Source organism: Rhodophyticola sp. SM2404 (assembly GCF_053570515.1).
In genome coordinates this window covers 210,551-232,802 of the sequence record NZ_JBSEDL010000002.1, presented here as the reverse complement: position 1 = coordinate 232,802, position 22,252 = coordinate 210,551, and the positions used below count along the sequence as shown (strand labels likewise).

The window sequence follows — 22,252 nt, the reverse complement described above, 5'->3', positions numbered from 1 at the left end:
CTCAGCGTTCTTACGGTAGATTTTCGGCAGTCTCTCCAAAACGCTGACATAGTAATACAGGTCTTTTTGGCGCAGGTCTGTGAACTTTTCGACCTATGTCGCTTCAGCAAATTGAGACAAGATTGCCCTCTGCTGCGTTACATCCTTGGCGATTTTCTTCTGTTCCGCTGGATCATCTACGGAACGGTCTCGGCTGGAAATGTAGTCGGCCACGATCGAGGTCATCACAGCGCTGTACCGTTTGTTGGTCTCCGCCTGCTGTGGTTTTGATGCTGCCTGAGGCTCCTGCCTCTCTCTCATAGCGGGCTCCCAAACCGGAGCCAGTGTGTTGGTTTTCAAACGGTCAGACTGTTCCAAGGCTTCCGCTTCTGCCAAGAGACGCAACGCGCCCACTTTGCGCAGTGCGAAGGCGTCACAATCAGGACGTCCCAAAGCGATGTCAGCCATTGACCGGCTCTCGTCCTTGTAGGCTTGCGACGCGATCTCGGCCTTCAGAACGGCGACTTCATTCCGGACATTGTCGATGTCACGCCCTGAGAACCCGTCTTTCTCTAAGTCAGCGACATCTTCTGGAAAGAGATCGGCAGCGCCCCCACGGGCGGCCACGAGGCGCGCAGCAACAGCGCGACCTCTCTCATCGAGATATCGCTGTCGCCAATCTTCTGGCGATGGGGCATCCGGCTCATAGTAGCGTTCTTCTTCAATTTTTTCGAGCTGCTGCACGACCAAATCAGACAAGAAGCGCTGCGCCTCTGCTTGAGTGATCCGCTGGCTCTTCATGCCTTTTATACAGGTCGCGAAACCGGCGTTCACAAGATTGGCGAGAATCTGAGCTGTGGAAAACTTCGGCGTCCGAAGGCTGATTTGCAGATACGACGTTTTGGACACCCAGGCGGGCAGGCGCCTGCGCCAGACATAGATGGCGCCGCGGCGGGTGACATAATTTAGGCCAGTCATCTCAACTTCCCCTCGGATTCGAAGGTGTCGAAATTTTCAGTCGCAAACCGAGTGAGATGCATAGACGAGATGCACCTACGAGATGCAGCTGGGAATCTTTTTCCCAAACGCGCATCGCGCCTCAATCAAATCAATGACTTAGTGGTAATCTGGCTGGGGTGGTAGGATTCGAACCTACGATACACGGTACCAAAAACCGATGCCTTACCGCTTGGCTACACCCCAACCGTGCCGCGCTAGTTACGCTGGGCTTGGGTTAGGATCAAGGCCTCACCTTTAATTTTTATCGGTTTTTTTATCTGCCGAACTCAGATCGTTTGATCATAGGCTCCGACAGAGGGTTCGGTGCGAATAACGGCATCGATATCGGCGAAAATCGCGCGCATTTCGGCTTCGCTTTCGGGGCTTTCACAGACCACCACAAGATTGGGCGTATTCGAGGAGGCCCGCACAAGGCCCCACGCGCCATTTTCCAGCATGACGCGTGCGCCATTGACGGTCACAACGCCTGAAATCTTGCGGCCGCCAAGGCTGCCGCCATCTTCATGCCGTGCCACCAGCTTTGCGACCAACCGCTCCAACACGTCGTATTTCTCGGTATCGGCGCAATAGGGCGACATGGTGGGTGTCGCCCAAGTCTGGGGCAGGGCGCGGCGCAGGTCCGACATGGATTTATCGGGGTTCCGATCCATCAGCTTGCAAATTTCCACTGCCACCCGCAGGCCGCAATCATACCCACGCCCAATAGGCTCGGCGAGGAAGTAATGCCCCGACTTCTCGAACCCTGCCAAAGCCCCTAACTCATGAACGCGGCGCTTCATATGGCTATGGCCGGTCTTCCAGTAATCGGCCTTAGCCCCATGCTTTAGCAATTCGGGATCCGAGGCGAACAGGCCCGTTGATTTCACATCCGCCACGAAGGTCGAGCCAGGGTAGAGTTTGGCCAAATCGCGGGCCATGATCACGCCGACCTTATCGGCGAAAATCTCCTCGCCCTCGTCATCGACCACGCCGCAGCGGTCGCCATCGCCATCAAAGCCAAGCGCGAAATCCGCGCCACTTTCTTTCACCGATGCCGACATGTCATGGAGCATTTCCATCGCTTCGGGGTTCGGATTGTAATTGGGGAAGGTGTAGTCAAGCTGGTTATGCGAGGGCACAACCTCAACGCCGATCCGCTCGAACAGCTCAGGCCCAAAGGCAGAGGCCGTGCCATTTCCAGTGGCGCAGACCACGCGCAATTTGCGGGTCATGCGGAAATCACCGACCAGATCGTCAAGATAGGCCTCGCGCACGCCCTCGACAAATTCATACCCGCCACCCTCACGCGCAACGCCTTCGCCGTTCAGCACGATATCGCGCAGCCTGCCCATCTCGGCGGGGCCGTGGGTCAAGGGGCGCTGGAAGCCCATTTTCACGCCCGTCCAGCCATTCGGATTATGGGAGGCCGTGACCATCGCCACAGCGGGGGTGTTGAGATGGAATTGCGAGAAATAGGCCATCGGGCTGACGGCGGGGCCAATATCCTTCACCTGAATGCCTGCTTGCATCAGGCCAAGCATCAGTGCGTTTTTCACCGAGAGGGAATAGTCGCGATAGTCGTTGCCGACCGAGATTACCGGCTCGATGCCCGCTTCATGCATCTGGGTGCCAAGCCCGAGGCCGAGGGCTGTGATGCCCGGTAGGTTGATCTCATCGGGAAACTGCCAGCGCGCGTCATATTCGCGAAACCCTGTCGGCGTGATCATCGGGTCTCGCAAGAACTCCCATGTGTTTTGGGTGACGGTGTTCTGCGGTTTCGCCATGAGTATCTCGCTATCTCTTAATTAAATTCGAATTGGGTTGGCCTTGGCCAAACGGTCAAGCTCCATAAGCATGCTGATCAAATCGGGCATATCCGATAGGCGGATCATATTTGGCCCGTCGCAGGGGGCATTGTCAGGGTCCTGATGGGTCTCGGTAAACAAAGCGGCCACGCCAATGGCAACGGCAGCCCGTGCAAGGACAGGCGCAAATTCGCGCTGCCCGCCCGATGCGCCGCCCAATCCACCGGGTTGTGCGACGGCATGGGTGGCATCCATCACGACCGGATAGCCTGTTTTGGCCATCTCGGGCAGGGATTGCATATCAACCACCAAGCGGTTGTAGCCAAAGCTGACACCGCGTTCGGTTAGCAAAATACGCTCATTGCCTGTGCTGGTGATTTTCGCGACCACATTGGGCATATCCCAAGGGGCCAGAAACTGCCCCTTTTTGACATTGATTACCGCGCCCGTTTCACCCGCCGCCAAAAGCAGCGCTGTCTGGCGACACAAGAATGCAGGGATTTGCAGCACATCTGCAACCTCGGCCACGGGGGCGCATTGCTCTTTCTCGTGGATATCGGTCAGGACAGGCACGCCGATTGCGGATTTGACCGAGGCCAGAACGTCTAGCCCCTTTTCGAGTCCCAAAGGTGGGGCCGCATTCAGCGACGTGCGGTTCGCTTTATCAAAGCTGCCCTTGAAGATATATTGCGCGCCCGCCTTGTCACAGGCTTCTTTCATGACACCTGCAATCATCTGCGCATGATCTGCGCTTTCCAATTGGCAGGGACCGGCGATTAGGGTCAGCGGCTGGGAATTGCCAACCGTGAGTTTTCCGACTGAAACATCATGCATGGGTCTTAGGCTGAAACCTGTTCTTTAAGGATTGAGGCCGTCATTGACACCATGAGGTAGATGCCAGCGAAAACCAAGAAGGCAAGCAGCGTATTTTCAAGGGACCGTGGATAGGCCGCCTCATCCGGAGCAACCGGAAACACGCCTGTCGACAGGTATAGTGTCTGGCGGTTTGCTTCAACCCGAGAGGTTTCCATCTGTTGCAGAGCCTGACCCAGCATATCCTGACGGGTCTGCAAATCGGATTCGGCGATAATGAGTTCCGATTGGACGCGCGCCAAAGACGCGCCCCCTGTCTCAGATTCGACGAGGCCCGAGCGCAATTGCTCGATCAAGGCATCAAGCCGCGCGATATTGCGTTCAGCCACCTCGACGCGGGTCGCGTTTGGCCGTGCATTGGAATTCAGTTCCGACAAGCGCAGGCGTTCTTCTTGTGCCTGCATCTCGAAATTCGAGATTTGTTGGAAGACGGTGGATACTTCGGCATCTGCGGAAAGAACGCCGCGCCGTTCTTGCAATTCTAGCACACGATCCTGCGCCTCGCGCATGCGCTGCTCGGCTTCGTCATAGCCTTCGCGCGCGCCTGCCATCTGGTCTTCACGCAGACGCTGGCTCATCTGGTCAACGCGTTCCTCGGCATATTGGATCAGGGCCTCCGAGAAGCCTTGGCTTACCACAGGATCGGCGGCTTGCACTTCCATGCGCACCAAACCCTCGGTCGGGTCATAGCCGATCGTGAGATGGCGGAGATAGGTTTTATAGACTTCCTCATCGGTGGCATCGGGGGCCAGCCGCGTCAGAGGGTCCATGTCAGGGCCGGAGAAATGCGCTCGGAAGCCAAGCTCTTCGTCGAGGCGTAACATCGCTTCGCGGCTTGTCAGGTAGCTCTGAACGGTGATGCTTTCCTGCACGGTGGCAAAGCCGCCCCCCGCCATCAAACCGCCAAGCCCGCCTGTGCTGGGGCTGGGGGCTTCGGCTTTCTGAATGATGAATTCCGAATTCGTGGCATACATTGGTGTCGCCACGGCAAAGAAATAATAGCCCACGATGAGCGTTGGCAGCAAAACAAAGAACAGCAGTCGCACACCGAGCAGCGCCAAACGTTTGCGGCGGCGGCTGGCAATATCGCGTTGCACGCGCATGATTTCCATCGCGCGGCTGGCCTCGTCCATGGGCATGGGCGGGGCGCCGACTTGGGTTGAGGGCAATTGGGGCTGGCGCACAGTCGCGGGCAGGTTTTGTGGCCCGTTGTCAGGCGCAGGCGCTGCGATGCGTCCCAAGGGGGCACCTCCGCCGCCTCCAGCACCGCCCGCATTGGATGCGCCAAGGCCGCTTTCAGTCTGGATCAGCTCCAACATATTGCTGCGGCCAAACGGGTCGATGCCCCGTTTGCGCAGAAGCCTGACAGCGTCGAAATCGGATGCAGGCGACAGGCCCTGTTTCTGTGCGGCGCGGCGCGCCATTCTCAATTGGCGGCCTGTCAGGCCTTCTTGGCGAATAGCGGCCAATTCCTGCTCGGGAGAGATTTCCATACCGTCTTGGGCCGCTTGAGCCTGCGGTTGCGCCTGAGACTGAGCCTGAGCCTGAGTTTGAGCTTGAGGTCGAGCCTGCGCGCGTGCATGCGCGGCCGAGCCGGGAAAGCTCTGATTGCCAAAACCATCCTCGGTTGGCGCGAAAATCTCGGGCTGCGCGGAGGCGACGTTTGCTGCGGGCTGTTGTGCAGGCTGTGGAGCGCCAGCGGGATCGGCAATTGGCTGCGCCGCACCGCCCTGAGGGAGGGAGCTGGCGCTTCTGCGAATGCGATATTTTCTGGCTTTAGGTGGCGTAGTCATAGAGCTGCTGAGCCTCTTCGAGGGTGTCAAACACATAGACCTTTCCATCCCTCAGGACGGCGGCTTGTTTGGCAAATTTTTCAATTGTTTGTGCTTGGTGCGATACGATGATCACAGTCGATTTCTGCAAGCGGTCGGCAAGGATACTGCCAGCGCGGCGATTGAATTCGGGGTCCGTGGTTTGCGGCATCCCCTCGTCGATAAGGTAAATCTCGAACTCCAGCGCCAGCATCAGCGCAAAGCTGAACCGCGCGCGCATGCCCGAGCTATAGGTGCCCAAGGGCATGTCGAAATATTCCTCAATACCGCAGAGCCAGCGGCAGAAGGCTTCGACATAATCAGGATCAAGGCCGTAAAGCTCAGCGATATAGCGGGAGTTTTCGGTGCCGCTAAGCTTGCCATTCACACCCCCCATGAAGCCAAGCGGGAAAGACACGCGTGAGGTGCGCACGATCTCGCCCTCATCGGGCTTTTCAAGGCCCGCCATCATATTGATAAGCGTGGTCTTACCCGTGCCATTGGGTGCGAGGATGCCAAGCGATGCTCCGACCTCAACGCGAAAGGACGCGCGATCAAGGATGACCTTGCGCTGCGTTCCGGTCCAGAAGGACTTCGAGACATTGATGAATTCAAGCATCGGATGTTTATGCCAGTACAACTGCTACGTGAGTGCCGTGTCTTAGCGCGCGGCTGACTCGATGTATCTAAAGAACTAATTTGTCACCATTATGTCCAATGGTATCAAATGTTCCAAGGAAATAACGAAATGCCGCTCTAGACGCCGTCTGGCACGCCCCAAAGCCTGCAAGTAATGGGCCAAATGCAGCCCGCAAGCGCTGGCTTTTCGCCATGTTTCTAAACTTTGATCAAGTTTCCGATATAAGATCGGGCTTTGGCCCTGCCACAGGGTCTTGGCACGACCTTTGGCGGCTTGATCCCGCTGCGTTTGAACCTGCTGGGATGTTGATTTAGCAAAGGGTATGCGTGATCAATCCGATCTTTCCGAGGCCATCGCCAACTGCACGCTCTGTGCGGAGCGTTTTGAGCAGACAGCAACGGCCCATATCCCGCGGCCTGTTTTCTGGGTCAGGCCCGAAGCGCGGGTCTTGATTGCAGGGCAGGCTCCGGGGCTGCGGGTGCATCAATCAGGGCGGCCCTTCTCGGACCCGTCAGGCGATAGGCTGCGCGACTGGATGGGGCTGGGGGCGGATGTTTTCTATGATCGCGCCCGCATCGCCATTTTGCCCATGGCGTTTTGTTTTCCGGGTTATGACGCCAAAGGTAGTGATCTGCCGCCACCGCCCATTTGCGCCGCAACATGGCGCGCGCAGGTCTTGGAACAGCTTAAAGACATAGAACTGACGTTGTTGGTCGGCGGATACGCCCAAAAATGGCATCTGGGCGGAAAAGCGGCCGTTACCCAAACCGTGGCTGATTGGCGCGCATATGCGCCCGATGTCTTTCCCTTGCCCCATCCGTCTTGGCGCAATACGGCTTGGCTGAAGAAAAACCCGTGGTTCGCCGAGGAGCTTTTGCCCGCTCTGCGCACCCGACTGAAGGAGGTGCTTTCTTGATCACGCCGCTTGATGCCGCCCATGAGGCCATGGAGGCCGCCCCTCAGGATGATGCAGCGCGGCTGCGTTTCTATGACCGACTGGCAGGGGTGGAGTTGTTTCTGCTGCTGGCCGAGGAGCCTGAGGGCGACAATATCCGCCCGCAGGTGTTTCCCGTTGATGGGCAATCGCTTGTCTTGGCCTTTGATCAGGAGGAGCGCCTTTCGGCTTTTGTCGAAGGGGCGGCCGCGCCTTATGCGGTTTTGTCGGGGAGGTCTTTGGCCCAGATGCTGGCGCCCCAATCCATGGGGCTTGGCCTTAATCTCGGCGTCGCGCCCTCGTCGATCATTCTGGATGGTGACGCGATGGTTTGGCTTGCGGAAACCCTCTCTGCCCGCCCCGATGAGATCGAAGAGGCCCCCGAAGAACTCAGCGCGCCTGCGGGTGTGCCCGAAGCCGTGCTGACAGCGATTGATGCCAAGCTTGCCGCCGCAGGCGGCTTGGCCAAGATGGCCTATCTGGCTTTGGCGCAATATTCAGGCGGGCGAAAAGCGCATCTGGTGGCCTTTATCAACCCGCTTCCCGGGGCTGAACCCGCGCTGGCCCGCGCGGTTGCCGAAGCCTTGACCTTTTCGGGTATTGAGGCAGGCAGCCTTGATGTCGCGTTTTTCAAGGCGAGCGACCAGGTCGCAGCCAGCTTGGCCCGCGTTGGCTTGCGCTTTGATTTGCCCGAGCCTGAACAGACAAATCACGTGCCAGGCTCTGCCCCTGGTATGGACCCATCAAAACCGCCGAAATTGCGGTAAGCAGCCAAGGAAAGTTATGCGTCATGCCTGTTGAAATCCATGTCTTGGGCCTCGCCCTGATCCTGCAATTTGTTCAATTCATCCTTTATTCCATTTCGGCAAATCTGCAGGTCGGACCGAAATACGCCATGAGCGCGCGGGATGAGCAGCGCCTGCTCACAGGGCTTGCAGGCCGATTGAAGCGGGCGATGGATAATCATTTTGAGAGCCTGATCATGTTCGCCATCGCGGTCTTGGTGGTCACTTTGGGCGAGGGCACAAATACCGTGACTCAGACCTGCGCGCATATTTATCTCGGCGCTCGTATCCTCTATGTCCCCGCTTATGCGCAGGGTTTGGCACCTTGGCGCTCGGTGATCTGGATGCTGGGGTTCGGTGCCACCGTTGTGATGACATTCGCGGCCCTTTTCTAATTTGTGATCACAAGCCGTTTCAAATTGGATTTTTTGAAGCAAATCGGCCATAAGCACTATAAAAGCGGGTTGTTTGTGCGTTGTCACAAGCGTATTCCGCCAAATATGCAAAGCCTAAAGGAGGCCAGATATGGCAAGCTATGACGTGATCGTAATCGGCAGCGGACCAGGCGGCTATGTTTGTGCCATTCGGTGTGCACAGCTTGGCCTGAAAACAGCTTGTGTCGAAGGGCGCGATACGCTTGGCGGAACCTGCCTGAATATCGGCTGTATCCCCTCCAAGGCGCTGCTCCATGCCAGCCATCAATTGCATGAAGCCGAGCATAATTTTGCAAAAATGGGCCTCAAGGGCAAAAGCCCCTCGGTCGATTGGACCCAGATGCAGTCCTATAAGGATGACGTCATTGGTCAGAACACCAAGGGCATCGAGTTCTTGTTTAAAAAGAACAAGATCGACTGGCTGAAAGGCTGGGGATCGGTGCCTGAGGCTGGAAAAGTGAAAGTCGGTGATGAGGTCCATGAGGCCAAGAATATCATCATCGCATCCGGCTCCGAGCCTTCGGCCCTGCCTGGCATCGAGATAGATGAGAAGGTTGTTGTCACTTCGGAAGGCGCGTTGAGCCTGCCGAAGATCCCAAAGAAAATGGTTGTGATCGGTGCAGGCGTCATCGGCCTCGAGCTTGGCTCGGTCTATGCGCGGCTTGGCACCGAGGTGTCGGTTATCGAATTCCTTGATCACATCACTCCGGGCATGGATGGTGAAACCGCCAAGCAATTCCAGCGCTTGCTGACCAAACAGGGCTTGTCCTTCACACTGGGCGCTGCGGTTCAGAAGGTGGATGCGACGAAGTCCAAGGCCAAAGTGACCTATAAACTGCGCAAAGATGACAGCGAGCATGTGGTTGATGCCGATGTTGTCTTGGTGGCGACAGGGCGAAAGCCTTATGTTGATGGTCTGGGACTTGCCGATCTTGGCGTTGAGATGACCGAGCGCGGCCAGATCAAGACCGATGCGCATTGGGCGACCAATGTAAAAGGTGTCTATGCGATCGGCGATTGTATCGCGGGTCCCATGCTGGCGCATAAGGCCGAGGATGAGGGCATGGCCGTGGCCGAGGTGGTCGCCGGCAAGCATGGCCATGTGAATTATGGCGTCATCCCTGGTGTGATCTACACCCATCCCGAGGTCTCCACGGTTGGCAAAACCGAAGAACAACTGAAGGAAGAGGGCCATGCCTATAAGGTTGGCAAGTTCTCCTTCATGGGCAATGGCCGCGCCAAAGCGAATTTTGCAGGCGATGGCTTTGTGAAAATTCTGGCGGATAAAGATACGGACCGCATTCTGGGCGCGCATATCATCGGGCCAATGGCGGGCGATCTGATCCATGAGGTGTGTGTTGCGATGGAATTTGGCGCTTCGGCCCAAGACCTTGCCCTGACATGCCACGCGCACCCGACCTATTCGGAAGCGGTGCGAGAAGCGGCACTTGCCTGCGGTGATGGGGCGATCCACTCCTGATTAAGGCAGGATTGCTAAACCTAGAGCGCCTTCCGTTCAAAACGGGAGGCGTTTTTTCGTGGCGTGTGATGTTGTCTTGGTTCCGATCTGGGTATTTCCCGCGCGGAATAAAGGCCGCAGGCCGCCGCGCATCGGCGGGCCGCCCCACGGCACGACGATTTGGCGAATGCTATTGCGGATCATGACACATAGAGGGGCTTGGCTGACATAAAGGGCGCAGTGGTGAGGGTGGATCGTCGCACCGCGGCCCGCCGATGCGCTCCCATTGCGAGAAACCCAATGTCTACTCCCCATTCTCCAAAAGGGGGCGATGCCGGATGCAGGGTCGGCATCCGGCATCGATTGCTGGAGCTGGCCATTTTGGTGGGGTAGGGGACCCGACCAGAGCCAAATATCCAGTGCGCGGCTTAGACTGGGGAACGCTGTATCAAATAGGGAACGCTATATAACCGCCCCCTCAATAAACAGCATTACGGTTAACGGCGCGTTAATAACAAACACGATGTTTTTTAGCTGGCCAGCAAACGCAGCCCTTGGGTTACATCTGCCCGAACTGCCAGCCTCAAACCGGGCTCATCACCGGCTTTGAGTGCTGCGAGGATCAGGCGATGGTGATTGGGCGCTTCTGTTCTGTTCAGCCGCCCATAAAGCGCGCGCATTGTTGGCCCGAGTTGCAGCCAGACTGTTTCAGCCAAAGCCAGCATCGCAGGCGCTTGGGCGCGCAAATATAAGGTGCGGTGGAATTCGAGGTTGGATTTCAGATACCCAACAGCATCGCGCCGCGCGATGGCGGTCGAGATGGTGGCATTGGTGGCCTCCATACGCTCGATCAACGCCATATGGGCGCGCGGCAGCGCACGGGCTGACAGCTCAGGCTCAAGCAGGGCACGAATAGCGGCCAGTTCCTCGATCCGTTCATTGCTCAATTCCGGCGTCGAGACGCGCCCCGAGGCCGAGAAAGACAAAGCCCCTTCGCTGACCAACCGGCGCACCGCCTCGCGGGCGGGTGTCATGGAGACGTCGAATTCCTTGCCAAGGCCGCGCAAGGTTAGCGCTTGGCCGGGCATGATTTCTCCATGCATGATGCGGGTGCGCAATGTGCGGTACACACGTTCATGCGCAACGGCTGCGCCAGTTTCATGGGGGCGAGGGTTTAATAGCATGGCGAAATGTGATCACATTTTGGGTGTCTCTGGCAAGCTGTCAAATCGCCATGCCAGCAATTCCGAGCCATGTTTGCGCAGCCAAGCCCGCTGAGCCTTGTAATCAGGATAAAGCGAAGCGCAGGTTTCCCAGAACCTGTCAGAATGGTTCATCTCTGCCAAATGCGCGACCTCATGGGCGGCCACATAATCGAGCACCTCGGTCGGTGCCATGATCAGCCGCCATGAATACATCAAATGCCCCGCTGTTGAGCAGCTGCCCCAACGGCTCTTGGTATCCCTGAGCGCAAGGCGCGCATAGGGCAGGCCGAGCATTGCGGAATATCGGTCGCTGGCCTCGATCAGCCGCTCGCGGGCGAGGGATTTGAGCAAAGCCGCCACCAAAGGGGCCGTGCGATGTGTATTTGGCACTGTGATCTGGCCATCAACGAATCGGGCCACCCGCCCTGTTGCGGGCAAGATCGACCTCAGGGTTCCACAAACGGGAATCGTTCCGCCTATTTCGGGGCGTTTCACATCGGGCCGCTTGGCCAATTGCGCGCGCACCCAATCCTCGCGGCTGTGCAAGAACTCCAAAGCTTCGCGTTCGGGGGCCCATTTGGGCAGGCTCAGGCTGACTTGCCCATCTGCATGGGACACACGCAAAGAAAACCGCCTTGCACGCGGCGAGCGGCGCAATTTTACCTCGACAGGCGGGTCACCTGACAAGACATGCAATTTAAGCTCTTTCCCTGTCGTCATCACACACCTATATAGCGGCAAGCCTGATCGGGGTGGATCAGGGCCAAAAGCCTTTGACACCCCAAGCACATTGTGGCAGGTGACCGCAATTCTCTCGATACCTATGATTGAAGGGGGTGTCATGCCCAAAGAGGAATGGGGCGTTAAACGCTTGTGCCCAACAACTGGCAAGCGCTTCTACGACCTTAACAAAGACCCGATCGTCAGTCCCTATACTGGCGAAGTAGTGACCTTGGACACAGGCAAAGGCTCTCGCAGCCTTATGGCTGAGAAACCTGCTGCTGCGTCCGCGGCCAAAGAAACAAAGTCTGATGACGAAGAAATCGTACTTGAAGACGACGATATCGAAATCGACGTAGAAGACGATGTAGATATCGACGGCGATGATGTGCTTGAGGATGACGATGATGATACCGTCGCCCTTGACGATCTGGCAGATGTTGCCAGCAATGACGACGATTGATCTTCGTTTTTAATTGATGACGCGTCGGGCGGATTTTTCGCTTGATCTGCCCCACGCGAAACCCTACACCGCACCCGTTGCTGAAACGGAGTTTTGGTGACCAATGATGGGGCCTTAGCTCAGCTGGGAGAGCGCCTGCATGGCATGCAGGAGGTCAGCGGTTCGATCCCGCTAGGCTCCACCATCATCCTCTATCCCAAAAAAATCCGAGCTTCCGCGCCTGCGCGCGCCACAGCGACGCGGTGGTTTATCCTGTCACTTTGGCCTCGTGTCATTGCGACCTCCCGAGATTGCGCGCGCCGCTCCCTCCTTGGCCTGAATGTTGCAAATTCTTTCTCTAAATGGAGCGTGATCCTAAAGGATGGCGTCTGCGTGACGTTCTACACCTAGACAATTCAGCAAAAAAGAGACCGGCATGAAGCAAGTTCGTTCAGACGATATTCGTGATGTACAAGCAGCGACAGATGCCGCGCAGGAGTCCGAGACGATCACCAAGATCGCGCGCAAGATCGGAGACCTCGCGGTTTCGATTGCTGCCGTCAGTGGGGATGTTCAGGATGTCTCGGCCGTTTCTGTCCATCAGCGCGACGGGTTCCGCACGATCCGCGACCGCATGGCGCGCATGGCAGATAGCGGTGCGCATGTCATTGTCTCGGCCTCGTCTGCATTGGAGACATCGAGCCAAGCCGAAGAGCGTATCATCGGCACGACCAAAAGCCTGACGCGCATGGTTGATGATGTGACCCAATTGACCGAGCAAGTCTCGCTGATCAATGACCACCTTGCCAAAGTGACCGAAACCTTGGGCCGCGTGGCCAAAGTGTCTGATCATGTCGCGGGTATTGCACGCCACACCAACCTTCTGTCGCTCAACGCCGCTGTTGAGGCCGCTCGGGCGGGCGCGCATGGGCGTGGTTTCGCGGTTGTTGCGGGCGAGGTAAAGAACCTCTCCACACAGGCCAGCAGCGCGACCGCTGATATTGGCCAGACGATCGAGGCTTTGACCGCAGAAGTGCAGCGCGTCATGAGCTATGTGACCTCGGCCACGGAACTGGCCACGGGCATCCGCGAGCAGACCGACACCGTTGGTGGCGAAGTCACGTCTCTGCCGAGTACGCTGCATGAGGTGCGCGTGTCGCAGGAACAGATCGTTGAGGAAGCAACCCATATCGAGCAGTCCATCACGACGACCCAAGATGAAGTGGGCGAGTTGACCGATATGGTGGAGCGCTCCACCCAGAGCATCACGCAGGCAACGTCAAAGCTGCTTGATATCACCGATAGCTCGGAAGCGATCACAGGCATGTTCGCACGTCTGGGTGTTGAAACTGTCGACACGCCTTATGTGGAAGCCGTAAAGAAAATGGCGGGTTTGGTCTCGAATATTTTCGAAGAGGCGGTTTCCAAAGGGCAGATCTCGATCGTGGCCCTGTTTGACGAGCGCTACAAGCCAATCCAAGGCAGTGAGCCGCTCCAGCATATGACGCAATTCGCGCATTTCACCGATGCAGTTCTGCCCGCCATCCAGGAGCCGATGCTGCAATTCTCGCCAAAAGTGGTCTTTTGTGCAGCGATTGATCGCAACGGCTATATCCCGAGCCATAACCTCAAGTTCAGCCAGCCCCAGCGTGCGGGCGAGCCAGCTTGGAACGCGGCCAATTCGCGGAACCGTCGGATTTTTGATGACCGTGTCGGCCTTGAAGCGGGCAGAAGCCAGCGGCCTTTCCTTTTGCAGGCTTATCGCCGCGATATGGGCAATGGCGATTTCCGGATGATGAAGGATGTCTCGGCTCCGATCACTGTGAATGGACGCCATTGGGGTGGTCTGCGTTTGGCTTATCTGATCGATTGAACTTGCGCTGTGTGAGCTGACGCACAGAACATGATGATTTCTGCGGGTTGATTACACAGGCAATCGGGCTCCATTTAGAGGCCTGCACGTCCTCGTAACCTACCCGCAGGTAATCCAATGACCAAGACGATCCCAGGGCTTCATCACATCACGGCGATTTCCGGCCCGCCGCAACCCAATGTTGATTTCTTCACGGGCACACTTGGTCAGCGGCTGGTCAAGAAAACCGTGAATTTCGACGCGCCTGATGTCTATCATCTCTATTACGGGGATGAGGCGGGCTCTCCCGGCACGATCATGACCTTTTTCCCCTTCGTGAATGCCAAGAAGGGCAGTGCGGGGTTCGGCACGACCGATACCTATGCCTATGCGGTGCCAAAGGGGAAATTCGATGAATGGGTTGCCCGTTTGCAGGCAAGCGGTGCGCAGTTTGATGTGCAGCCCGACCGCTTTGGCGCGCGGGTCATCAGGCTCAGCGATCCCGATGATGCAATTGTCGAATTGATTGAAACAGATAGCACAGCCTCAAGCGCGCTTGATGGGTTTCATTCCGCAACGCTCTGGGTGGAAGATATTGCGCCCACGGCCAAGGTGCTGACCGAGGTTTTCGGCTATGAGGAAGCGGGCCATGTTAACGAGGCGGGCGAGGAACGCCTGCGCCTTCAAGCCCCGGGTGACGCGCGCGCGCGGATCATCGATGTGATCCGCAAGGATGGTGCGACCAAGGCCAAGCAAGGGGCGGGGTCGATCCACCATATCGCCTTCCGCGCGGAAACAGACGAGGTGCAGCTGCATTGGCGTGACGCATTGCTGGCGCAAGGCCATGCCGTCACCGAGGTGCGTGACCGCCAGTATTTCAATGCAATCTATTTCCGTGAACCCGGAGGTGTGTTGTTCGAGATCGCAACCGATCCGCCAGGATTTGCAGTGGATGAAGATCCATCCAGCTTGGGCGAGGCACTGAAACTGCCGCCCCAATATGAGGCCCGTCGCGCCGAGTTGGAGCAGGTGTTACCCCCGATCAAGCTGGCTTGAGCAGCCCCATCGCGCGCTTCGCGTCGCGTTGGGCCGCCCGTTTTCATATGATCAGCCAAGCACTTCTGTGAGTGCGTCCTTGGTGGCCGAAACCACGGTATCGGCTTCCTTACGGGTCAGGCAAAGCGGTGGCGCATAGCCCAAGATATCACCTTGCGGCATGGCGCGTGCAATCACGCCGCGCCGCCCCATGGCCGCCACGATCTGTGGTGTGATTTTCTTTGCGGGGTCAAAGAAGGTTCTGCTGTCGCGATCTTCGACCAGTTCCACGGCTGTCAGCATGCCTTCGCCGCGCACTTCGCCAACACAGGCATGCTCGCCCACGGCTTGGCGCATCTGTTCGGTCAGATAAGGGCCGACATCGCCCGCATTCTCGACCAGATTGAGGCTATCGACCAGTTTGAGATTGGCCACACCCGCAGCCGCCCCGATGGGATGGGCCGAATAGGTCCAGCCATGGCCGATCGGGCCGTTTTCATCGGTGCCTTGTTCCAGAACCTTCCAGACCTTATCCGAGATGATCGACCCCGAAAGCGGCGCATAGGCCGAGGTCAGACCCTTGGCGATGGTCATGATATCGGGCTTCAATCCGTAATGGGGTGAGCCGAACATGCTGCCAAGACGGCCAAAACCTGTGACCACTTCATCGGCGATCAGCAGGATATCATGCTTGGCAAGGATCGGTTGGATCGCGTCCCAATAGCCCGCAGGCGGGGGCACGATGCCACCTGTGCCCAACATCGGCTCGGCAATGAAGGCAGCGATTGTATCTGCGCCTTCGCGCTCGATCATCTCTTCAAGATCGGCGGCGCATTTGGCGGTGAATTGCGCCTCGCTCAGCGAAAGGTCATCGCGGCGGAAATAATAGGGCGATGTGGTGTGCAGGATGTTTTCCAGCGGCAGGTCGAATTTCTTATGAAACAGCGCCAAGCCCGTCAAAGACCCGCTCACCAGACCCGAGCCGTGATAGGCGCGCCAGCGGCTGATGATCTTTTTCTTTTGCGGCATCCCACGGATATTATTGTAATACCAGACCATCTTGATGTTGGTCTCGTTGGCATCCGAGCCACCCAAGCCGAAATAGACCTTCGACATATGATCCGGCGCGCGGTCCATGACCATCTGCGCCAAGGTGATCGACACCTCGGTGCCATGTCCGACATAGGCGTGGTAATAGGCCAGCTCGCGGGCTTGATCGGCAATCGCCTCGGCCACTTCCATGCGCCCATAGCCGATATTCACACAATAAAGCCCCGCAAAAGCATCCAGCATTTTGTTGCCATCACGGTCGGTGATGAAACAGCCCTTTGCGGTTTTCATGATCTTGCTGGGTGTTTCGCCGCGCGCATGTTGGGCCAGATGTGTCGAGGGGTGGAAAAAGCTCTCCCGATCCCATTTCGAAAGTGTGTCATTGGTGAGCATGGTCTTTCCTCCTGTCCCGCTATTGCGACCAGTCTAGCATTTTTAACTACGACTTCGATTGTTTTATCGCGACGCTTTTTGACCCTTCTATGACGTGTCTTCACATACTTCGCTGCGGGCTTGCTGCCAGAGTGGGGCAAAACAAGGAGGTCCGCGCCCATGTCCCGCATCGTCAATTTCCCGACCGAGGAATACCTCGCGCGTATTGAGCGCACCCGCGCCGAGATGGCCAAGCGCGATCTGGATTTTCTGATCGTTACCGACCCGTCCAATATGGCGTGGCTGACGGGCTATGACGGCTGGTCCTTTTATGTCCATCAAGCGGTGCTGTTGGGGCATAGCGGCGAGCCATTGTGGTGGGGGCGGGCCATGGACGGGCTTGGCGCGCTCAGAACTGTCTGGATGCGCGATGAGGCCGTGATTGGATATGATGATACCTATGTCCAGAACCCTGCAAAGCATCCGCATGAAACCTTGGCTGAACTGATCCGCCAAAGGGGCGGTGAAACGGCGCGGATCGGGGTGGAGTTGGACAATTACTATTATTCAGCCGCTGCGCATAAAACGCTCGAGGCGGGCTTGCCCGAGGCGGAATTGCGCGATGCCACAGGCCTTGTGAACTGGCAGCGCGCGGTGAAATCCGAGCAAGAGATCACCTATATGCGCCGCGCGGCCAAGATTGTTGAGCGGATGCATCAGGTGATCCTCGACAAGGCCGAGCCGGGCTTGCCGAAAAACGCGCTTGTCGCCGATATATCGCATGCGAGCATTCAAGGCGCGGATGGGCATTGGGGGGATTACCCCGCCATTGTGCCTTTGACGCCTTCGGGCATGGATGCGACCGCGCCACATCTGACATGGGATGACAAGCCGATGGCGTCAGGCGAGGCGACTTTCTTCGAGATCGCGGGCTGCTATCGTCGCTATCATTGCCCGCAATCGCGCACCCTGTTTCTGGGTGAGCCGCCCGAGACCTACCGCCGCGCCGAGGCCGCCGTTCTTGAGGCGGTTGAAGCGGGTCTTGCCCAAGCCAAGCCCGGAAATTTTTGTGAAGATATCGCCAATGCTTTCAATGCCAAACTTAATGCATTGGGCTTCGAGAAGGACAGCCGCTGCGGCTATGCCATTGGGCTGAGCTACCCGCCCGATTGGGGCGAGCGCACGATGAGCTTTCGGCGTGGCGATAAATCGGTTTTGCAGCCCGGAATGACCTTCCATTTCATGCCCGCGCTTTGGCTCGATGATGGTGGACTGGAAATCACCGAGCCGATCTTGATCACTGAAACTGGCGTCGAATGCCTGTCGAGCCTGCCACGGGAGCTGTTCGTCAAATGACCCCCACAATCCCTTTGGAGCGTGATGGCAAGCATCACGGCTTCCTGAAATTCCCCCATAGCCGCGATGACAGCGCATGGGGGCATGTCATGGTGCCGATCTGTGTGATCCGCAACGGGGACGGCCCTACAGCCCTTTTGACGGGCGGCAATCATGGCGATGAATATGAAGGGCCGATTGCGCTTAGTGATCTGGCCCTGACGCTTGAGCCAAGCGAGATCGAGGGCAGGGTGATCATCTTGCCGCAAATGAATACGCCAGCATTTCGGGCTGGCGCGCGTGTCTCGCCCATTGATCAAGGCAATATGAACCGCGCCTTTCCCGGCGATGCGCGGGGCAGCATGACCCAAAAGATCGCGGCCTATTTCACGCAAACGCTGATCCCGATGGCGGATCTGGTGCTGGATTTTCACTCGGGCGGCAAAACCCTCGATTTTCTGCCCTTTGCGGCCTCGCATGTGCTTGATGACAAGGCGCAGGAGACCCGATGCGCCGAAGCCGCCTTGGCCTTCAGCGCGCCCTATACGGTCAAGATGCTCGAGATTGATGATAGCGGCATGTATGACGGCGCGGTGGAGCGCGCGGGCAAAACCTTTGTGACCACCGAATTGGGCGGCACAGGGGCGGCGCGCGCCCAAACCGTGGCCATTGCCAAACGGGGCGTACGCAATCTGCTGAAACATGCGGGCATTCTTGGGGGCGAGGTCATGATGACCCCCACCCAGCATCTGGATATGCCCGATGCCAGCTGCTTCACCTTCGCCGAAACGGACGGAATGTATGAGCCATTGGTCGATCTGGGGGCAGAGGTTAGCGAGGGGCAGGATATTGCCCATATCTGGCCGCTGGATTGCACAGGTGCTGCCCCGCGCAAGCTATTTGCGGGCCGCGATGGCATATTGGTAGCGCGCCATTGGCCTGGATTGATCGCCTCGGGCGATTGCGCCGCTGTTCTGGCTGTTCCGCAGGGTTAACCCTGCTCGGCGATATCGCGCATCAATACGGGGTGCTTGCCTTCGGCCACAGCCGTCGACATGCGGGTTGCGATCTCGAGGGCGGTTTTGCGCGCCAGCCCCACATCCTTGCGGTCTTCACCGCCTGTGAAGGTCGATAAGATGTTGTCACAGGCGATCAGACAGCCGCGGATCGCTTCGGCCGCAGGCAGATCTGGCCAATCACGCGCAAGCGATGTCACAGCGCTGCTTTCCGATGCGCCCGATGTCATAATCGCTTCGAGCACGGCTTCGGTGAGCCGTTCTTGTTCATGTTCCATGAAAATCTTCCGGCAATAAGGGTGTTGGCCGGATTCTCCGGGCCTTGGTTAGAGGGGTTTTCCTCTCCAACGGACCGAGACAGGGTCATACTAGGCCCCGCGCATACAAAAAATGTTAGAATTTGAAACGATCTGTTTTGATGACTTGGTTAACGGGCCGCGCAGGCGCGTTTTCGCGTGGCGTGTGTCATGGCCACGAGGTAGGGTCTGGCCATGACATTACCTGCTGTGACCTTCTCTCCCGATCAGGCCGAAGCCTATGACCGCATCACCGAAATGCTGCTGGGAATGGGGATTGATCTGGACAATGAAACGACCCAACCCGCAAGTGAGGGCAAGGCCAGTGTTGTGGCGGTTGTCGGCAAGGCAGGCTCGGGCAAAACCCTGCTGCTGGCGCATTTGGTCAAAGCCTTGGAAGGCGCGCGGATTGATCTGATTTCAGGGGATTGGGAGGGGCGCAAACGCAAGGATCGCCGCACAGTCGCCGTGCTGGCCCCCACCAATAAAGCGGCCAGCGTTTTGCGCACGCGCGGTGTGCCCGCCACCACGATCCACCGCATTCTTTACACGCCAGTCTATGATCCCGAATATGAAAAGGTCGCTGAATGGTTGGCAGGCCAAGGGGAACGCCCTGAGATTGAGGGCCTGAGCGATGAGATGCTGGACCGCGCAAAGGCGGTCTATGAGGCGCATAAATCGGTGCCTGCGGCCTTGGCCTCGGCGGGGGTGCGCGGCTCGGATTTTATCACAGGCTGGAAACGGCGCGAGGACCCGCTGGATATTGGTCTGGTCGATGAAAGCTCGATGCTCGATCAAAAGCAATTCGATGATTTGCGCGAGATTTTTCCAACACTGATCCTGTTCGGAGACCCTGCGCAATTGGCCCCTGTCGGGCAATCGGGCGAGATGGTGTTTGACAAGCTCGGGGCCGAGCGGCGTCTTGAATTGGGGCGCATCCACCGCCAAGAGGCCGATAACCCGATCCTTGATCTGGCCCATGCTTTGGCGGACCCAAATCTCAGCTTCGAGGAGTTCGAGCGGATGATCGAAGACGCCGCCCGCCGTGATGAGCGGGTGGTCGTCTCGCCGCGTGCCAATAGCGATCTGATGGCGCGCAGCCCCGTGCTGGTTTGGCGCAATGCCACGCGCGTTCGCCTGATTAACGGGTTTCGCCGCGTGCATGGTGCCTCCGATACCGAGCTTTTATCGGGCGAGCCGCTGATCTGTGACGGGATCGAATTGCCGATCAAACACCGCAAGAAGCGCATTGATCTTGAGGCGCGCGGTTTGATCAAGGGCGCGCAGGTTGTCTATCTCGGGGCAGGCTCCAAGCCTGGATTTTCGAAATTGCATGTGGTGGGGGCCGAAAGCCCGCGCCTGTCCGCCGCCTCGATTGTGAAGATCGAAAAGCCCGATGAGGAAGAACCCTTCATCCCCTATGCCGCCCGTATGGGGGCTGCCTTTCTGCATGGCGCGGCTGTGACAATCCACAAGGCACAGGGCAGCCAGTGGCGCGATGTGCAGGTCTTTGCACCTGATCTTTACGCGGCGTCTCGGGCAGGGCGGATCGAGGCGGGGCAGGCCTTGTGGAAACGCTTGGCCTATGTCGCCATCACCCGTGCCGAGGAACGGTTGATCTGGGTGCAGCGATACATGCTGTCGAAACCCTCAACCCCTCTCTCGGCGGATGATCTGGAAGCACCTGTTGCCCCTTTGACTTTGGAAGCGGAGAATTCGGAATGAAAACAGCAATTGTCACAGGGGCCAGCGCTGGAATTGGCCGTGCGGTCGCCGAAAAGCTTCTGGATGCTGGCTGGCAAGTGGGCCTGATTGCCCGCCGCGCCGAGATGCTCGAAGATATCGCCGACCGTTATGAAGGTGCGGCGTTCGCCCTGCCAGCCGATGTCACGGATGAAGAGGCGGTTGAGGCCGCGTTTCAGGGCTTTGTGGCCGAGACAGGCAGGCTGGATTGTTTGTTCAATAATGCAGGTGTTTTCGTGCTTGCTGCGATGATTGATGAAATGCCAGTGGCCGATTGGAAAAAGGCTGTGGATGTGAACCTGACGGGGATGTTTTTATGCGCACGTCAAGCCTTCGGGATCATGCGCCATCAAGATCCCCGCGGCGGGCGTATCATCAATAATGGCTCGGTTTCGGCCCATGCCCCGCGAGAGGGGGCCGCACCCTACACAGCAACCAAACACGCGATCACAGGGCTGACACGGCAGTTGGCATTGGATGGGCGCGCCTTTGATGTGGCCTGTGGCCAGATCGATATCGGCAATGCGATGACAGACCTTCTGGAAGGTATCGTCGAGGCCGCGAAAGCCCGCGGTGAAACCCCGCCACCAAGCATGGATGTGTCCCATGTGGCCGATGCGGTTCTGGCAATGGCGGATTTGCCGCTTTCGGCCAATGTGTTGTTCCAGACGATCATGGCCACCCAAATGCCCTTTGTCGGGCGAGGCTAGCGCTAGGTTCTGATCAAGCGGAAGGCGGCTGAGGCCAACCAGCCCGCCGCGATTGCGATCAGCAGAGACAAGATACCGTAGAGCAGCGGCTGGTTCTGTGCGAGATTATAGGTCAGCCGCTCAAGGCCTACTTTGCGCACGCTGATATCGCTTTCCAATTGGCTGATCACTTCACCACTGCGGGTCAGGAAAATGCGCATGCGGTAATCGCCTTCGACCAGATTGGCGGGCAATTGAACGGCCGTATCGAACAGGGTTGATTGGCGCAATGTCACCGCAGCTTCGTTATATTGGTAAAGGTCTTCGTCCTGACGGATGCGAATGAGGGCCTCAATGAATGCGCTTTGATCTTCCACACCAGAGCTGACTGCGCGGATCGCGCGCGGCACCGAGATGCGGTGGCGCTGGTCATTGTCATCGCTCAAAACCTCCTCAAACGGGCTGGTGGTTGAGACGGCGTAAAAGGTGGGGGCTGCCGCTACATCCACCATCTCGGTATTGGCCCAAATCCCCAACACGCGATCCTTGCGGCGCACCACAACAGGGCGGCTTGGCCCCTCAACCGTGATGATCACCTCAAGAGGGGCATCAAGCGGGATTGGCGCTTCGCGGCGCACAGCCCCAAAGATCAGAATCTCCGAGCCGTTGAAATTTGTGGTGATGGCCACTTCATTGCTGCTGAGGCTGGCCACGACATCTTCTGCCGCCACAGGCGCGGCCAAGAACAATAACAGGGCAAGGGCTAGGCGGCGCATGC

21 protein-coding genes and 2 tRNA genes are annotated in these 22,252 nt (G+C 57.7%); 12 read left to right on the top strand and 11 right to left on the bottom strand.

Going from position 1 to position 22,252, the window contains the following annotated elements:
- Positions 1 to 93 precede the first annotated feature (93 nt).
- The 6 genes from ACTYEO_RS04080 to ACTYEO_RS04055 form a co-directional block, all read right to left on the bottom strand.
- Positions 94 to 957: a DUF6538 domain-containing protein gene (locus ACTYEO_RS04080; RefSeq protein ID WP_449322438.1), complete on the bottom strand. Its 864-nt coding sequence runs from the start codon at positions 955 to 957 to the stop codon at positions 94 to 96.
- 150 nt (positions 958 to 1,107) lie between these two features.
- Positions 1,108 to 1,182, bottom strand: a tRNA-Gln gene (locus ACTYEO_RS04075).
- 83 nt (positions 1,183 to 1,265) lie between these two features.
- On the bottom strand, positions 1,266 to 2,762 hold the full coding sequence (locus tag ACTYEO_RS04070) for a phosphomannomutase/phosphoglucomutase (RefSeq protein ID WP_449322437.1): 1,497 nt from the start codon (positions 2,760 to 2,762) through the stop codon (positions 1,266 to 1,268).
- Positions 2,763 to 2,783: 21 nt separating this feature from the next.
- Positions 2,784 to 3,617, bottom strand: coding sequence for a 3-deoxy-8-phosphooctulonate synthase (kdsA, locus tag ACTYEO_RS04065; protein WP_449322436.1), 834 nt, complete (start codon positions 3,615 to 3,617; stop codon positions 2,784 to 2,786).
- 5 nt (positions 3,618 to 3,622) lie between these two features.
- Positions 3,623 to 5,449, bottom strand: coding sequence for a capsule biosynthesis protein (locus ACTYEO_RS04060; RefSeq protein WP_449322435.1), 1,827 nt, complete (start codon positions 5,447 to 5,449; stop codon positions 3,623 to 3,625).
- The gene (locus tag ACTYEO_RS04055) at positions 5,433 to 6,086 is read right to left on the bottom strand and encodes an ABC transporter ATP-binding protein (protein ID WP_449322434.1); all 654 of its coding nucleotides are present in this window, start codon (positions 6,084 to 6,086) and stop codon (positions 5,433 to 5,435) included. The genes ACTYEO_RS04060 and ACTYEO_RS04055 overlap by 17 nt, the downstream gene beginning before the upstream one ends.
- A gap of 343 nt (positions 6,087 to 6,429) precedes the next feature.
- On the opposite strand from ACTYEO_RS04055, the gene ACTYEO_RS04050 reads away from it, so the two are divergent.
- The 4 genes from ACTYEO_RS04050 to lpdA all read left to right on the top strand — a co-directional run bounded on the left by ACTYEO_RS04050 (position 6,430) and on the right by lpdA (position 9,740).
- Positions 6,430 to 7,023, top strand: a complete 594-nt coding sequence (locus ACTYEO_RS04050) for a uracil-DNA glycosylase family protein (protein WP_449322433.1) — start codon at positions 6,430 to 6,432, stop codon at positions 7,021 to 7,023.
- Between the two features lie 29 nt (positions 7,024 to 7,052).
- On the top strand, positions 7,053 to 7,808 hold the full coding sequence (locus ACTYEO_RS04045; protein WP_449322657.1) for an SseB family protein: 756 nt from the start codon (positions 7,053 to 7,055) through the stop codon (positions 7,806 to 7,808).
- A 23-nt stretch (positions 7,809 to 7,831) separates the two neighbouring features.
- Positions 7,832 to 8,221, top strand: coding sequence for an MAPEG family protein (locus ACTYEO_RS04040; RefSeq protein WP_449322432.1), 390 nt, complete (start codon positions 7,832 to 7,834; stop codon positions 8,219 to 8,221).
- 130 nt (positions 8,222 to 8,351) lie between these two features.
- Complete coding sequence (gene lpdA / locus ACTYEO_RS04035; protein WP_449322431.1) at positions 8,352 to 9,740, top strand: dihydrolipoyl dehydrogenase; 1,389 nt, start codon at positions 8,352 to 8,354, stop codon at positions 9,738 to 9,740.
- A gap of 509 nt (positions 9,741 to 10,249) precedes the next feature.
- Here lpdA and ACTYEO_RS04030 read toward each other — a convergent pair.
- Both ACTYEO_RS04030 and ACTYEO_RS04025 read right to left on the bottom strand, forming a co-directional pair.
- Positions 10,250 to 10,903: a GntR family transcriptional regulator gene (locus ACTYEO_RS04030; RefSeq protein WP_449322430.1), complete on the bottom strand. Its 654-nt coding sequence runs from the start codon at positions 10,901 to 10,903 to the stop codon at positions 10,250 to 10,252.
- Positions 10,904 to 10,915: 12 nt separating this feature from the next.
- Positions 10,916 to 11,644, bottom strand: a complete 729-nt coding sequence (locus tag ACTYEO_RS04025) for a M48 family metallopeptidase (RefSeq protein WP_449322429.1) — start codon at positions 11,642 to 11,644, stop codon at positions 10,916 to 10,918.
- A gap of 121 nt (positions 11,645 to 11,765) precedes the next feature.
- On the opposite strand from ACTYEO_RS04025, the gene ACTYEO_RS04020 reads away from it, so the two are divergent.
- The 4 genes from ACTYEO_RS04020 to ACTYEO_RS04005 all read left to right on the top strand — a co-directional run bounded on the left by ACTYEO_RS04020 (position 11,766) and on the right by ACTYEO_RS04005 (position 14,994).
- Positions 11,766 to 12,107, top strand: coding sequence for a TIGR02300 family protein (locus tag ACTYEO_RS04020; protein ID WP_449322428.1), 342 nt, complete (start codon positions 11,766 to 11,768; stop codon positions 12,105 to 12,107).
- Between the two features lie 108 nt (positions 12,108 to 12,215).
- Positions 12,216 to 12,291, top strand: a tRNA-Ala gene (locus tag ACTYEO_RS04015).
- Between the two features lie 231 nt (positions 12,292 to 12,522).
- The gene (locus ACTYEO_RS04010) at positions 12,523 to 13,959 is read left to right on the top strand and encodes a methyl-accepting chemotaxis protein (protein ID WP_449322427.1); all 1,437 of its coding nucleotides are present in this window, start codon (positions 12,523 to 12,525) and stop codon (positions 13,957 to 13,959) included.
- Between the two features lie 117 nt (positions 13,960 to 14,076).
- Positions 14,077 to 14,994, top strand: a complete 918-nt coding sequence (locus ACTYEO_RS04005; RefSeq protein WP_449322426.1) for a ring-cleaving dioxygenase — start codon at positions 14,077 to 14,079, stop codon at positions 14,992 to 14,994.
- Positions 14,995 to 15,045: 51 nt separating this feature from the next.
- Here ACTYEO_RS04005 and ACTYEO_RS04000 read toward each other — a convergent pair whose 3' ends face one another.
- Positions 15,046 to 16,416, bottom strand: coding sequence for an aminotransferase class III-fold pyridoxal phosphate-dependent enzyme (locus tag ACTYEO_RS04000; RefSeq protein ID WP_449322425.1), 1,371 nt, complete (start codon positions 16,414 to 16,416; stop codon positions 15,046 to 15,048).
- A gap of 159 nt (positions 16,417 to 16,575) precedes the next feature.
- Here ACTYEO_RS04000 and doeA point away from each other — a divergent pair, with 159 nt between their 5' ends.
- Both doeA and doeB read left to right on the top strand, forming a co-directional pair.
- Complete coding sequence (doeA, locus tag ACTYEO_RS03995) at positions 16,576 to 17,751, top strand: ectoine hydrolase DoeA (RefSeq protein ID WP_449322424.1); 1,176 nt, start codon at positions 16,576 to 16,578, stop codon at positions 17,749 to 17,751.
- A complete protein-coding gene (doeB, locus tag ACTYEO_RS03990) occupies positions 17,748 to 18,725 on the top strand; it encodes a N(2)-acetyl-L-2,4-diaminobutanoate deacetylase DoeB (RefSeq protein WP_449322423.1) in 978 nt (325 codons plus the stop codon). Before doeA ends, doeB begins: the two co-directional genes overlap by 4 nt.
- Here the strand turns inward: doeB and ACTYEO_RS03985 are convergent.
- A complete protein-coding gene (locus ACTYEO_RS03985; protein ID WP_449322422.1) occupies positions 18,722 to 19,024 on the bottom strand; it encodes a hypothetical protein in 303 nt (100 codons plus the stop codon). The genes doeB and ACTYEO_RS03985 overlap by 4 nt on opposite strands.
- A 213-nt stretch (positions 19,025 to 19,237) precedes the next feature.
- Here ACTYEO_RS03985 and ACTYEO_RS03980 point away from each other — a divergent pair, with 213 nt between their 5' ends.
- Positions 19,238 to 20,767: an ATP-dependent DNA helicase gene (locus ACTYEO_RS03980; RefSeq protein ID WP_449322421.1), complete on the top strand. Its 1,530-nt coding sequence runs from the start codon at positions 19,238 to 19,240 to the stop codon at positions 20,765 to 20,767.
- Positions 20,764 to 21,495, top strand: a complete 732-nt coding sequence (locus ACTYEO_RS03975) for an SDR family oxidoreductase (RefSeq protein WP_449322420.1) — start codon at positions 20,764 to 20,766, stop codon at positions 21,493 to 21,495. Before ACTYEO_RS03980 ends, ACTYEO_RS03975 begins: the two co-directional genes overlap by 4 nt.
- Positions 21,496 to 21,497: 2 nt before the next feature.
- On the opposite strand, the gene ACTYEO_RS03970 is transcribed toward ACTYEO_RS03975, so the two are convergent.
- A complete protein-coding gene (locus ACTYEO_RS03970) occupies positions 21,498 to 22,250 on the bottom strand; it encodes a TIGR02186 family protein (RefSeq protein ID WP_449322419.1) in 753 nt (250 codons plus the stop codon).
- Positions 22,251 to 22,252 lie beyond the last annotated feature (2 nt).